The 13,824-nt window shown below is 45.2% G+C and carries 8 protein-coding genes and 1 tRNA gene; 4 read left to right on the top strand and 5 right to left on the bottom strand.

What is annotated here, in order from left to right; genetic code table 11:
- The 4 genes from VIP81_RS30290 to VIP81_RS30275 all read right to left on the bottom strand — a co-directional run.
- A partial coding sequence (locus VIP81_RS30290; RefSeq protein WP_331970705.1) for an ABC transporter permease occupies positions 1–802 on the bottom strand: 802 nt, incomplete at its 3' end.
- A gap of 155 nt (positions 803–957) precedes the next feature.
- Positions 958–5,589 (bottom strand): DUF3320 domain-containing protein, encoded by a 4,632-nt coding sequence (locus VIP81_RS30285; protein ID WP_331970702.1) that lies wholly within the window; start codon positions 5,587–5,589, stop codon positions 958–960.
- 186 nt (positions 5,590–5,775) lie between these two features.
- A complete protein-coding gene (locus VIP81_RS30280; protein ID WP_331970699.1) occupies positions 5,776–7,632 on the bottom strand; it encodes a PQQ-binding-like beta-propeller repeat protein in 1,857 nt (618 codons plus the stop codon).
- A 43-nt stretch (positions 7,633–7,675) separates the two neighbouring features.
- A complete protein-coding gene (locus tag VIP81_RS30275) occupies positions 7,676–7,918 on the bottom strand; it encodes a hypothetical protein (protein ID WP_331970696.1) in 243 nt (80 codons plus the stop codon).
- A 220-nt stretch (positions 7,919–8,138) separates the two neighbouring features.
- Between VIP81_RS30275 and VIP81_RS30270 the strand changes: the two genes are divergently transcribed.
- Genes VIP81_RS30270 through VIP81_RS30260 form a run of 3 tightly spaced genes read left to right on the top strand, consistent with a single transcriptional unit; the run spans position 8,139 to position 13,182 of the window.
- Positions 8,139–9,386, top strand: coding sequence for a serine protease (locus VIP81_RS30270; RefSeq protein ID WP_331970693.1), 1,248 nt, complete (start codon positions 8,139–8,141; stop codon positions 9,384–9,386).
- An 8-nt stretch (positions 9,387–9,394) separates the two neighbouring features.
- The gene (locus VIP81_RS30265; RefSeq protein WP_331970690.1) at positions 9,395–11,602 is read left to right on the top strand and encodes a hypothetical protein; all 2,208 of its coding nucleotides are present in this window, start codon (positions 9,395–9,397) and stop codon (positions 11,600–11,602) included.
- An 11-nt stretch (positions 11,603–11,613) separates the two neighbouring features.
- Positions 11,614–13,182: a SpaA isopeptide-forming pilin-related protein gene (locus tag VIP81_RS30260; protein ID WP_331970687.1), complete on the top strand. Its 1,569-nt coding sequence runs from the start codon at positions 11,614–11,616 to the stop codon at positions 13,180–13,182.
- A gap of 51 nt (positions 13,183–13,233) precedes the next feature.
- On the opposite strand, the gene VIP81_RS30255 is transcribed toward VIP81_RS30260, so the two are convergent.
- Positions 13,234–13,307 (bottom strand) — tRNA-Arg (locus VIP81_RS30255).
- 133 nt (positions 13,308–13,440) lie between these two features.
- On the opposite strand from VIP81_RS30255, the gene VIP81_RS30250 reads away from it, so the two are divergent.
- Positions 13,441–13,824, top strand: a 384-nt coding sequence (locus tag VIP81_RS30250) for a uracil-DNA glycosylase (RefSeq protein ID WP_331970684.1), incomplete at its 3' end; no start/stop codon positions are given.

Below are 13,824 nucleotides of genomic sequence, written 5' to 3'. Positions count from 1 at the left end.
AATCAAGATGAGAATGCAGGTGAATATCAGTGACCGGCTGTAACTCCATTTTGTAAGTCACATTTCCCATACGCGGTTTTAAATACCGCTCAAAAAATGCCGGCAGCTTGGCTTCCAGCCTCTTACCGTCTGCACCCGGTTGTAATAACAGGTACGTATATACGTTAAAATCCTGCCAGCCATCTTCGTCATAATGAGGCGGCAGCAACCGCAATGCACTGAAAGAAAAATGCGAATTAACGGGTACATCTTCCATCACCGCCGTAATCGTATAAACAGTGCTGTCTTCTGTCAACACCGTTTTTCCAATGGCATCAGATGCAGTACCCAGCAGCTTCTCCGCCAGCGTGCGCGTTAACACCAGTGAATTAGGCTGAGATAATGCACTCATAGCATCACCGGCTACAAAAGGAAAATCAAATACATTAAAAAAAGTAGTGTCCACAAAAAGCATGTCTCCTACTTCCAGTTTCTTTTCTCCGTATTTCAACGCCGCACCACCTTCGGGATCTACCCGGGTAGTTTGTTCTATTTCCGGATAATCTTTTTTCAATACCGCTGCAAAAGGCGCGGAAGTAGTGGCCAGGTTGAGGTTACCACCCGCCCACGTGGCACGGTTAACGGCGCGGTAAATACGATCAGCATGCGGATAAAAATTATCATAACTGGTTTCCCGCTGTACATATAACAGCAACAACCAGCAGGCTGCCAAACCAATAGCCAGACCGGCAATATTGATCAGTGAATAATATTTATAACGGAGCAGGTTGCGCCAGGCAATAAGGAGATGATTACGAAACATCCTGATAAATTTAATGATGAATCCTACCTCACTCAATCTCTTCCCAAACACATGGAAAGAAAAAACATGCCATGCGGGCAACTTTTCAATATCAACACCAAACAAATATAATTATTTAATTACGTGTTCGGTTTTGATACAGCCCTTGTACGATATTATGGTTTCAGCAACTCCCCTTCCTGTTGTACATAGTTATTTTCTACACTGAAATCAATGGCTTTCAGGATTTCTTCTTTCATTTCCTCTGTTACCCGGCTATAGCCAAACATCTTGGCAATAAAAGGTACGGCATCTTCCCGCTGAATAGCGACGGCATCCTTCACCACTTTTTCAAGTGCCACGCTGATTTCTTCCGCCGCAATGTAATTGATTTTACGGGCAGCAGCCGGTAAATGGCTACGGTTGCGGACTACAGGTGTACTCAGTGAAGTATCCCAGAGGAATTGCCCTTTTATCTTTATTCTTTTACTGGCATCTGAATGGCGCACCGCATGACGCAGTATTTCCCGGATACGGGGGCCAACCCTTGTAATGCCCGCTGCTTCTACCATGCGTCTGGCCAGTTCATCAAAATGAACTGGACTCTCTACCACCACTACCTGCTCTATCCAGTTACATAACAGGCCAATTGGAGAAAGATGAAATTCCTGCTCCCTGATTTCGTCCGGCAGCACCGCCGTTTCATATACCGGTATGGTGGCTTCTGTGCTGACTACCGCCTCCCGCGTTAAAATCGGCGCCGTTTCTTTGATAACATCTGCGGCCACCTGGTCATCAATCGCTACTGCTGCCTTTACTTTTTCGATGGCAGCCACCAACCGGTTCAATTCCCGCTCCGGATTCCGGAACCAGTCTGTACTCCACACCCGGTATATCTTCCAGCCGATGGCTTCCAGTACCTGCTGCCGCAAACGATCCCGATCACGGGCAGAGCGGGCCGAATGATAAGCAGCACCGTCGCATTCTATGCCCAGTAAATAACGACCCGGATTTTCTGCATCTACAATAGCGAGATCAATATAAAATCCTTTTGATCCTACCTGTTTACGTACAATATATCCCAGTGCCTCCAGCTTGGCAGCCACATTTTCCTCGAAAGGACTGTCGGCCGGCAAGCCCGTTTCCGCCGTCATATACAGCTTACCATGCTGTGCGAAATAGAGGAAATTTTTCAGCGACTGTATACCATAACTTTTTGTTCTGTTTACATCAATATCATCTGCGGTGATATTGGTAAATACTTCACAGCGCGTTTTCGCCCGTGTAATCAGTACATTGAGCCTTCTTTCTCCGCCTTCATTATTCAACGGCCCGAAAGACATGGCCACATAGCCTTCCTCCGTACGTCCGTAACCGATAGAGATAAAGATCACATCCCGCTCATCGCCCTGCACATTCTCCAGGTTCTTTACAAAGAAAGGCTCGTCCTGATGCCCGCTGAAAAAGGATTCCAGCTCGGGCGATTTACGCCGGCGTAATTCCAGCGCATCGCTGATAGCTTGTCTTTGTGAAGTACTGAACGCTACCACCCCTAAACTCAGCGCAGGATTCTTGCGGGCATGTTCCATTACCGCATCTGCTACGATCTCTGCTTCCTTAGGATTGGTACGGGTTTTACCACGATCATAAGCGGTGTCTTTCAGGTGATGAAAAACCAGTCCTTTTTGTTCTTTAGAGCCGGGGCTCGGGAATATGACTAATTTATTTTCGTAAAATTCATGATTGGATAAAGTAATCAGCGATTCATGCCTGCTCCTGTAATGCCAGCGCAACATACGTTGTGGCGCGCCCTGCGCATCGCATAATCCCAGGATACTTTGCATATCTGCGGTCACGTTTTCTTCATCATCTACTTCTTTCGTGAGCGAATCAAAGAAACTGGTAGGTGGTAACTGCTTGTTATCGCCTACTACTACCAATTGTTTTCCACGCAGTATGGCGCCCAAAGCCTCTACCGGCTTTACCTGGCTGGCTTCATCAAAAATCACAAGATCAAATTCCAGTGTAGCCGGAGGCAAGAAATTGGCGATAGACAAAGGACTCATCATAAATACCGGCTTAATCGCCTGTATGGCCAAACCCGCTTCCTGCATGAGTTTGCGGATAGGCATATGCCTTGCTTTCTTATTAAATTCTGTGCGGAGCATGTTCACTTGTCCACCGGCATCTACACGGGGCATTTGTTCCCAATGCTGTAATGCAGCGCGGGCACGGTTATATTGCAGGTTCAGCACATCTAATTTACGGAACTGCTGTACCATTTCTTCATGCCCGCCGCGCTCAAATTTGCGCAGTGCAGGTTGTGACTTCACGGCTGTTTCCACCAGGTATTCATACCAGGTTTTCAGGAGGGCTGTTTTTAGTAACAGATGCCCGCCATCCCAGTCCTGTACAGGTGTAATCAGGCATTCCAGGTTTTCCTGTATAGCCGTATCCGTTATATTGTTCCAGGAAATGAGGTGATGTATTTCCGGCAATTTATCGATCCATGTTTGCAGCGTACTTTGCTGTGTGGTAAACAGTGCCGGGTAGTGGCGGCTGTTCATTTCCAGTTTTTGTAAGACAGCCTCGCTGCGTTGCTGCTGCTCCTGCAATAAGCGCCCTAATTGTTCTTTATCTGCCAGTGCGGCGGCCGCATCGCGATGGTGTTGCAGATAGGTAGCTACTGCAGCCGGACAAGTACCCGCTGCAATACGTTTATGCATGTCCGTAACATAGGTGGTAGCGGTCTGCAATGCCTCCCAGTCTGTCTGGGATTTCTGCCAGCGGCTGCCGAACAGGGTTCTGCCCAATGCAGCATGTTCTTTCAGCAGTGCGTCCTGTCGCCGGAATTCCATGATAGCATCTACATACTGTAATTTCTCTTCATTATCGCCGGGCAGCGGATGTTTACACAAGGCCGCCAGTTGCCGGTTACTGCGTTTATAAGCCCCGATCAGGAACTTATACCACTTGTTGCCATGTGCCAGCAGGTCCTGCCTGATTTCCATCACATTTTGTTCCCAGGCTTCCGGAATAAAAATGTCGTGATATTGTTGTTGCACAGCAGTAGCCGCCACGCCTGCGGTGAGCCATTCTGCAATGTCCTGTTGCTGTAGCAACCAGGCATTATTGGTAACGTCTACTTCCTGCAGATCCGGCTGTTGCGACAGCAGGTCACAAATATTGATCAGTGCAGTAGTAGTGGAAATATCCTGGGGAGATGTGATCCCAATTTTTCCTGCGATGGCGGCGGTCGCCTGTAGCAGTGCTGTTAAAGCGCCTGATGCTGCAGTGAGTAAATTGGATAAAGCGGCCTGTTCATGCGGTAATAGTACCGTGAGTTCACTGCCGCGGAAAGTTAAAGCTGAAGGCACCCCGATCTCCTGCAAACAAGCCTGTATGCGCAATGCCATAGCAGTGGCCTTGTTCATCGCTGCCGCATCCCACTGACCTATTTGCGACAACTGAATGGCCGGCAAAGTAATGCCGGCTGTTTCTTCGTTTAACCGTAACAGGTAGCCTATAACCTGGTGAGCCGTTAAACCACTTTTATCAATGGCGCCATTCACCGAGAGGCAATAGTCATTCAATTCTTTTTTATAACCCTCTAACAGTAATACTTCTTCCTGTAGTTTCCGGATAGAGGGGCGGCCCAGTTCCAGTACCCGCCGCAGTTCCTGGTGCAGTTCTTTTTTATTGGCTTTGTGGCTGTGTAATTCGAGGCAGGCTTCTCCCAGCTGAATATTATCCAGCCGGCGTTTCACTACTTCCAGGGCAGCCATTTTCTCCGCTACAAACAACACTTTCTTTCCCCGGCCAATGGCGTCGGCAATAATGTTGGTAATCGTTTGGGATTTCCCCGTACCCGGAGGTCCCTGTATTACCAGGTTGCGGCCTTCCTGTACTGCCAGCATCGCCATGATCTGGGAACTGTCGGCATCTACTACCTGGAACAGCTCATGTGCTTTGGTATCATGATCAATAAAAGCGTCTTCCGGTATTTGTGGTGCATCATCTGAAAATCCGCCACCAAAAAGGCTTTGAATAATCGGATGCGTCAGCATATCATCTTCCTGCTGCCATTTGGAGGCATCCAGGTCGTTGTAGATCATAAATTTACCGAAAGAGAAAAAACCCAGCTCTATGGCATCCGGCGCCACTTTCCATTTGGGCATAACGTCTATCGCTTCCGCTACTGCCGCGAGATAAGCGTTGACGTCAAAATCTTCTGCATCCGGCAGGTCCGGTATGTGAATGTTAAAATCGGCTTTCATTTTTGCCTGCAGGGAAATGTTCACACCCACTTCTTCCAGAGAATATTTCAAACGAAAACGTTCCCGCGCACTGGATCGGTCCAGCGACACCGGTACCATGATCAATGGCGCCAGTCGGGCTTCCTCACTACCTGCTTCTTCATACCATTGCAGCATGCCGAGAGAAATATAGAGGATGTTCACCCCCTGTTCTTCCATACTCATGCGGGCAGCATAATACGTATTCAGCAATTTCGCATGCAGATTCACCTGGTTTTCATTCGTCTGCAAACGGGTATCGTTATACGATTCTTTCGATACCGGTTCATTGTATTCCACCACTTCCTCGTCCTGCTTTTTTTCAGGCCGTCCGAGAAAGGACATAGTTTTATTTTCCCTCACCAGTATATCATAAATGGCGGCAGATTGTTCGTCTACAATATGTAAACCTTTGCCTACGGGCAGTTTGTAATTCAACAATGGATTCCTGAGACCTAAATCCAGTAATTCCTTGCGGGAAGACTCAAGCCTGGTTAATATGGATGCGATCATAATAGCAATAATGAAAAACCCTACAAATATAATTTTAATAAACGGTGAACATGGGTAAGAAGTATATAAAAAAAGAAAAACCTTTTTTTTCTTATCCCGAAGATCTCACACGCAGTGTGGGAAAGTAAAAAAGGATCAGGTTTCCCGCTGATCCTTTTTTACTTTCCCACACTGATAAATAAGCGGCTAATACCGTATCAGCGCGAGTTTACCGTCCATGGTACTCACCAACACCTGCTTATTCCCGGCCGGCAGTACTGCATTAATAAGGCAGTTGGATAATTTGAATTTCCACAACAGCGAATGGTCTTTTGCAGCGATGGCATACGTTACACCGGAGTGAGTAGGTACGTAAATCACACGATCCCGCTCTACCGGTGCTGCCGGATCCAGCTCGTAGCCCATCTCTACAGGCGATTGCCATAGTAACTGCAAACTATCTGCCTGTGTGGAAACACCGTATAACCGTCCTTCCATCGTTTTAATGAGTACTTCGCTGCTATCGGCTGCGAGTCCTAACGATTCGCGCATCCTTACATCTGGCCTGGACTTGCGCCATACTACTTCACCGGTGGAGGCGTTAAAGGCTGTCATAAACCGATCCGGTGCTACTATAAAAATTTTATTGTCCGCTGCCACCGGCCAGCAGGCTGCCGGAGAAAACATTCTGTTGGCAGCACCATTATTCCATTTCCATTTTAATGCACCGGTATGGGCATCCAGCGCATAGAAGTCGTTGCCCCAGCTACCGAAATAAATATTGCCCTGGTAAAAAAGCGGTTTGTCTTCCACAAAGCCATTCACGGCCGTGTACTCCCATACCAGTTTGCCCGTGTTAAGATCAATAGCCCTGAAATGCCCGTCTGAAGCGCCGGTATACGCTATACCGTTTACAATCTCCGTACTGGCTACCAATGGCTTATCCGTTTCAAATTGCCATAGCAATTTGCCGTTGGCAGCATTGAGACAATAAATAAAATGGTCGGAAGATCCTACTACCACTTTGTTCCCGGCCACTACCGGGGTCGCATATATTTTTCCTTTGGTAGAAAAAGCCCATTTCTTTTTACCGTTCTTTTGTTGCAGCGCATAAATATCGCCGGCGGTGTTGGTAGCGATCACCAGGTCTTTGTACAACGCCATGCCAGCACCAATATCGCTGTTGTCCTGGTATACCCAGGCAGCCTTTACGTTTGGAAAAGAATCATTCATGGCGAAAGAAGGTCTCGGAAATGCCGGCTTACCCGTTCCGGCCATATGGCTGGTGAGCGGTACTGCTGCCCAGGCCCTGTTCTTTTGTGTTACAGGAGTTCTTTCTTCAAAAGCGGCTTTCCCATTGCCAATAGTCACTATGTTATACCCGCCGATACTGTCTTTTGCCCGGAGATTAGAACGACACATCACCCCTGGTATCTCCTCGAAATCAAATACATGGTTAGCATGTCCATGACCACAGAGTATCAGCTGGATATTGTGCTGTTTCAGCCGGTCTATGGCCTCATACCAATTATTCAGGTCTTCATTCTGCGGGTAATGATTAATGTAGATAATGGGTGTAGTGGTGTCTTTTTCTTTCAGGATCTTATCCAGCCATACGATGTTTTCGCGGGGAACCTGCCCCGGTCCCATCCGCATGTTAGGTCCGCTGTTGGTACCTATAAATTGGTATCCTCCATGGCTAAACGAAAATGTTTCATTGCCAAATACTTTCCGGAAAGTATTCCCCCCACTCTCAGACCATTTGGTATCGTGATTCCCGGGAATAATATACCAGGGTTTCTGCAATCCGTCCAATACGGCTTTGGCCTGCCGCAGTTCCGCGTCTGCACCAAATTCGGTGATATCACCGGAAATGATCACAAAGGCAAGATCAGGCTGACTATTGATATCATCCACCGTGCGCTGCAGGTCTTCCAGCGCATGATCGCTGCCTACATGTGTATCAGACACTTCTGCAAATTTAAAGGCGGTCTGGGCTTTCATCGCCGGCACAATGCCGGTTAGCAGCAACATGGCTGCCAATAACTTCGGATAAAACTGCATGTACTTATTTTTACAATCGTTGTGCCAGCCGACTCAGCTGTCACTAATCATTCGCCATTCTAAAGCCACTCTGCCGGCTTTTATACTTATCTGAGCTGCGGTGCTTAATCAGGCTCAGGTCATCTTCCAGCTGTTTTTCATCTTCATATTTCCATCCTACACTTTTGTCTTTGGAATAATGAAAATGAATGGATCGCTTATCCTCGGCAATTTCTATGTCAGTAACAAATTCCAGATTGACGAAAATATGTGACTGAGGAACACAGGATTTAATGAAGTCTGCCATGATGTAAGTTTATGTATTAAATGTAATAAAAATTCTGACGCCTGTTTGTCCGAACATGCCCAAAAGCATGCTTTACAGCTGAAATGCAGCCGCTTTACATAAAACGATTTTGAAATCCTGACATTAAACTGTACTTTCAAGACAAATAATCAACCTAATCTGATCATATTTAATCCCTTAGACACATCAGCAAGTCCGGATAATTTAAAATTCCTCTACCATGAAATTGATCCCCAAAATCATTTTTTCATTAGCAATGGTATGTTTATTCACCATTGATAGTGATGCCCAAGAGGCCAATATCTCCAAGCAGTTATCGTTCCCGGAGTTATATCCCGCCAGGTACGAGCCATTTACCTACAAACAACTCATCAACATTGAAGCTGTAAAGGGACGATTTCACGACTCAAAGGTAACCGCGATGACCAAAGCATATAAGCCGAGAGAAGCTTACCTGGAAATACTGCGCAGGGCCGGAAAATTGCGGGGAGATACCTTCCCCACCGGCTATGAAAAGTACTATAAGCAAGAAGAAATCAAGGGTATGCTGATCAGAAACAAGCCGTTAAATTTTTTATCTGACATGGAATCCATTGATGTGTACAAAAGAATTTGTAAAGCAAACAACATCAATGCTATTCGCGGCGACACCGATGATAGAGAAGAAGTAGTATATAACACTGGTGATTTATCTAATCCTAACCCGCAGCGGAAAGACATGTGTAATGCCAGATGTGTGGTAGCAGCTATTCCCTGGGATATGTTGTCTCCTGAATCAGGCGCCGGGTTTAAACTACAAAACTATCCCACTTTTCAGCAACGTGCGATCCTGTGTGATGATGAGCCCTACGCCAATCAGCCGGCTGCAGCGGATTTTACGGCCTTTGTAGTCAACGACTCTACCCTTATTACAGCCGGGCATTGCCTGAATCCCACTATGCTCAAACGTTACTACTATGTATTTGATTATATCATGGATACGCTGCATCATGCGCCACAATATTTTGAGGAAGCCAATGTGTTTATTGCCACAAAAATTATCCCTTATTATGATCCTGCCAACAATCAGGACGTCTGTATTATCCGGGTGAATAAAAAAATAGATGCCCGGCGTATCCCCGCATTAAGTCAGCAATCTGCCGTCAACAACAGCAATACCTATTATGTGATAGGAACGCCAGCCGGTATCCCGTTTAAATTGGCAGGAAAAGCTAAGATCATGGAAAATACCAGCCCCGCTTACTTCCTGCTGAACAGTGATACCTATGAAGGGAATTCAGGTTCTCCTGTCTTTAATGCCAGTACCAACCTGATCGAAGGATTGCTGATCACCGGAACAAAGGACTTCCGCCCCAACATATTAAATATTACCTGTAAACTCTCCCTGCTATGTCCTTTCGACGAATGCCCGGGCAGCAAAGGTGAAAAAATACTCCGCACATCTCAATTCCTTGATTTGATAAAATAGTCCCTACCATGATGAAAAAAATGTTGCTCTTCATTGTGTGGCTGCATAGCTGTATTGGACTGCAGGCACAATATATATCACTCGATACTTCCGGACGGGTAGATAAAATTACACTCGCTGCTAATAACGATGCCACCCTTAATGTGAAAATAGATGGCGCTATAACAGACGATTTTCTACGGGAAAAACTAAAAACATTTTTCCGCGAAAAATTAGATTCAACTATCGACCACCTCAGCAGTCGCAGGTTAATATATCAGCCATATTACAATCAGGCAATGCCAGGCGCTATAGGCCCACTCGTCAAAGACCTGAAGGCTATCAGAGCCTGGATTGACAACAGCGCGCTGATACCCTCCCTGACTCACCTCCAGCCATTTTTTCGCCGGTTAGATACTTTGCTGAGTAGTAAAACGGCAGACTGGTATCGTTTAAATGGGAAACCATTTAGCAATAGCCTCCAGCTGTCTGATAGAAATTTTGATCCGGTGGCGAATGCATATATCATTGACCTGACAGTGAACCGTCTTTTTAATAAGTTTGTAACAGACCTGTATAACGATACTTATCCGCAAAGTAACAATAAACTCAATGCCTTAACCGAAGCCACTTACAATGGGGTAGAAAAGGAGCTGGATAGCCTGTATAAAAAAGCATTACTGCTCTCTAAAAACATTAACGATGTAACCAAACAGGATTATGAGGATATCACCTCATTGCATCAGAAATTTCTGAAGAATGACATAGTAAATGCTATCGCGCATGCCAGCTATTTCAAAAACTGGATCTGGCTAAGAGGCGGATCACCTGTTATTAATCCCTTTGAAATACTGGCAAAGGATACCGTTACCGGTAAAATAACAACACCATTAACCCGTGCAGATAACGTGTCTTTAGTAGCTCAAACCCTGATCCCTGGTGAACTATTGAACAGGATATCGCTATCAAAGGGAGGAATAAAAAAGGAGCGTAACATTCACTTCTTCCGGCTGCCTGACGACCCTACCAAAAAGCAGGTGGATGAAATAGATGCCCCACTCAGAGGCGATGAAAATGTGAGGATCAATATGCATAATACATTTGCAGCAGAAAAGCCAGTACTGCGGATTGTGAAACAGGAAGCCCATTCCGGCCGAAACAGCCTTATTGATAGTATATCCTCGGGTTTAGGTATCCTCGCAACGGCCTATGCCTCATTTAATCCCTCACTCGCCTTTCTCACCGGCTTATTTGGACAGGTGAGCCTTGAGAAAAGTATGAAGGATACTGATTTCCCTAAAAGTAAAGCCGTCAATAAGAGTGTTACAGATACCGCATTGGTGCAGAAACACCTGGAAGAAGATCTTAAAGCCGCTCATAATTTCAATCCCTCCATTTTTGAACAAATAAAAGCAAAAATACCTGCGAAACAACCAAATGGATCGGTATTACAGATGCCCACCTATGTAACTAATTTTATCAAAGCATATAAAACTATGTATGAACAATACATAGCGGGCCTGGAAACACTGAGCAGCGATAGCCTGGTGCTGGCTAATACGCTTCCTGTTGTAACAGAAAGCAGTCTGCCACCGGATACTATGGTAATGAATCGTACAGGCATCACTACCCCATTTTATAGAACAGTAGTCCTGGAAACAGGTAAAGTTGATAAAGATGTAACCACTGAATACGCGATCAGGAGTTTCTTCAAAAACAGTGATGCACAAGACAGCACTACACTGGCCACTTTCACGGTAAAAACTGCTAATCTTAAGCGGATGATGGCGAGTGCCGGTTTAATGTTCACCGGCGCCCGCGCCAGCTATGGGCAAACCACCTTCACGCCGGGAACGGAAACAGCGGGGGCAGTTATAAAAACATCTACCAAAACCACCAGTTTCGTCGTAGGCCTCAATGTTTATTTTGCCCGTATCAATATGCTGGATGAGCATTGGTTTAATTCGAAAGAATGTCCATACTATACCCGCTTTTCTTTATTCCTGGGCCTGGATATTCCCGATGTCATGGACCACTTTTATCCGGGGATCTCATTTGACCTTAATCCCGGAATCAAACTTACAGGGGGGCCGCATCTATACAGACGTACAAAGTATAGCATCGCCAATAATGAAGTGAAAAAAGAAGCCAATGTATTGTCGTATGCAGGTCCTTTCATCGGGCTTAATATTGACACAGAAGCCATCATAAAAGTTATTAACATCTTTAAAAAATAATTGACAACATTATGAAAAAGCTAATCACTTTATTCATCTGTGCAATATTGTTCGTCATTGGTTGCAATAAGTTTGGCGATGATTTTGAAGATGACCTGCAAGGCGATGCCACTATCAGCGGAAAGCTCAACTACCGCGATAATATCAGCGGTAGCGGAACATTAAAATTAATGGCCGGGACAAAAGTATTTATTGGAAAAGATACCACAGACTACAATAACTATCTTTACTATTCCGTCACAGATGCCCAGGGTAACTTCACTTTTAAACGGTTAAAAAAAGGTAGCACCTACCTGCTCTTCGTCAGCGATACGATCGACGGTGTAGCCTATTCCACCTATATTACCCGATCCGCGCCGGCAGACAGTGTGACACTTCTTGCAGAGAATGACACCATCCGGCAAAATGGTTTGCTGCTGTATGTATTAAACAGCGAACAACAACCTCTCAAAGGCGCTAAAATTTGGCTGTATAATAACAAGGAAGTATTTGAATCGGATACGGCCGATAATTCGAATAGCATTAAAGATTCTATCACGGATCAATACGGCCGCGTTATATTTTACAACTACAAAGCCGGCAATTATTATGTACGTGCAAAGTTCAATAGTCCTAACGGCATCATATCTGCAGATACCACTTTTACCTTCAGTGGTAAAGGTATCAGCAGGAATACCGTCCTGTTAAGTACGGCTCTCAACATCAAAAATACACTGCTACTAACCGTAGTAGACGAATCAGGCGCCCTGCTGCCGGGTATCAACTGTTGCATTTTCAATAATCCGCTACTTTTCAACCAGGAATCCTGCGACGGTAGCTCTCAACAAAAATCATCAGGAAATGATGGTACTATTAAACTAACCAACCTCCAGGCAGGTGACTACTACGTATACGCACAAACGAAATTGAATAACGTAGAATATAAAGGAAAATTAAATGTGGCAGTAACCGCTACCGGCACCACATCTTCCAAAATAATAATGAAAAAAACCGCTGTCAACACCATGGTAGTACGTACGGTGAATGAAGCAGGTAATCCGATTCCGGGTGTAGATTTCTGCGTATTTAATAATCCGCTGTTGTTTAACCAGGAAGACTGCGCCGGCAAATACCGCGACAGTACCACCTCCAGCGATGGTACCATCAAACTAAATTCTTTACCCGCGGGCAACTATTACCTGTACGCCACCGTTACGCAAGGCACTACTCACTACAAGGCAAAGGCAACCATTTTTGTCAATGCAACCGGTGAAACGCCCGTTGACCTTATACTTAAAAAAGAAACGCCTTCCAGCGAATTACTGCTCACCGCCATAGATAACGCTGGTACGCCCGTTAATGGCACCAGCATTTATTTCTTCACCAGCAGAAGTTTATGGGCGTTGGATAATATCTCGGGCAGCGTTCGCGATACCATTACCGGCAACAACGGATCGGTAACTGTACAGAATTTACCGCAGGGGAAATATTATATCCGTGCCAGAGTAGAACTGAATGGCCAGATAGCCATGAAAGGCGCAGATTCGGTAAATATTCCCGCAGCCCCGGCTAAAGTTAGTCAAACGATATTGGTACAATAAAATATAAAACAAAAAGGACAAACTGATGATTCAGTTTGTCCTTTTATTTTGTGTCCTGGATTGGATTCGAACCAATGGCCTACTGCTTAGAAGGCAGTTGCTCTATCCAGCTGAGCTACCAAGACTTATGTTCCATTTCCCTTGTAATGTGAAATAAATTGCTATATTTATCTCGCGTTTTGGGAGTGCAAATTTATGTAAATTTCTCTCAATAAATCAAATTTAATTTATTTTTCTTTAAATATAGTTGTGAATACTATGGATGTACAAATGGAATCTAGCTGGAAGGAAGCGCTAAAAGATGAATTTCATAAAGCTTATTTCGATCAGATAGTCATGTTTCTGAAACATGAAAAAGCGTTGAATAAAGTGATTTATCCCGCCGGCAATCTGATCTTTAATGCTTTTGACAAAACGCCGATAGACAAAGTAAAGGTAGTGATTCTGGGACAGGACCCGTATCATGGTGCAGGACAGGCGCATGGACTCAGCTTCTCTGTGTTGGATGGCGTTAAACCTCCGCCCTCACTCGTCAATATTTATAAGGAAATGAAAACAGACCTCGGTCTCGAAATCCCTACCAGTGGCAATCTGACCAAATGGGCAGAACATGGGGTATTATTATTAAATGCATTTTTGACG

It is taken from the genome of Chitinophaga sp., from assembly GCF_036566945.1.
Taxonomy (GTDB): Bacteria; Bacteroidota; Bacteroidia; order Chitinophagales; family Chitinophagaceae; genus Chitinophaga.
Note: the sequence above shows the minus strand (reverse complement) of the source record. Positions and strands in the feature narration are given on the sequence as shown.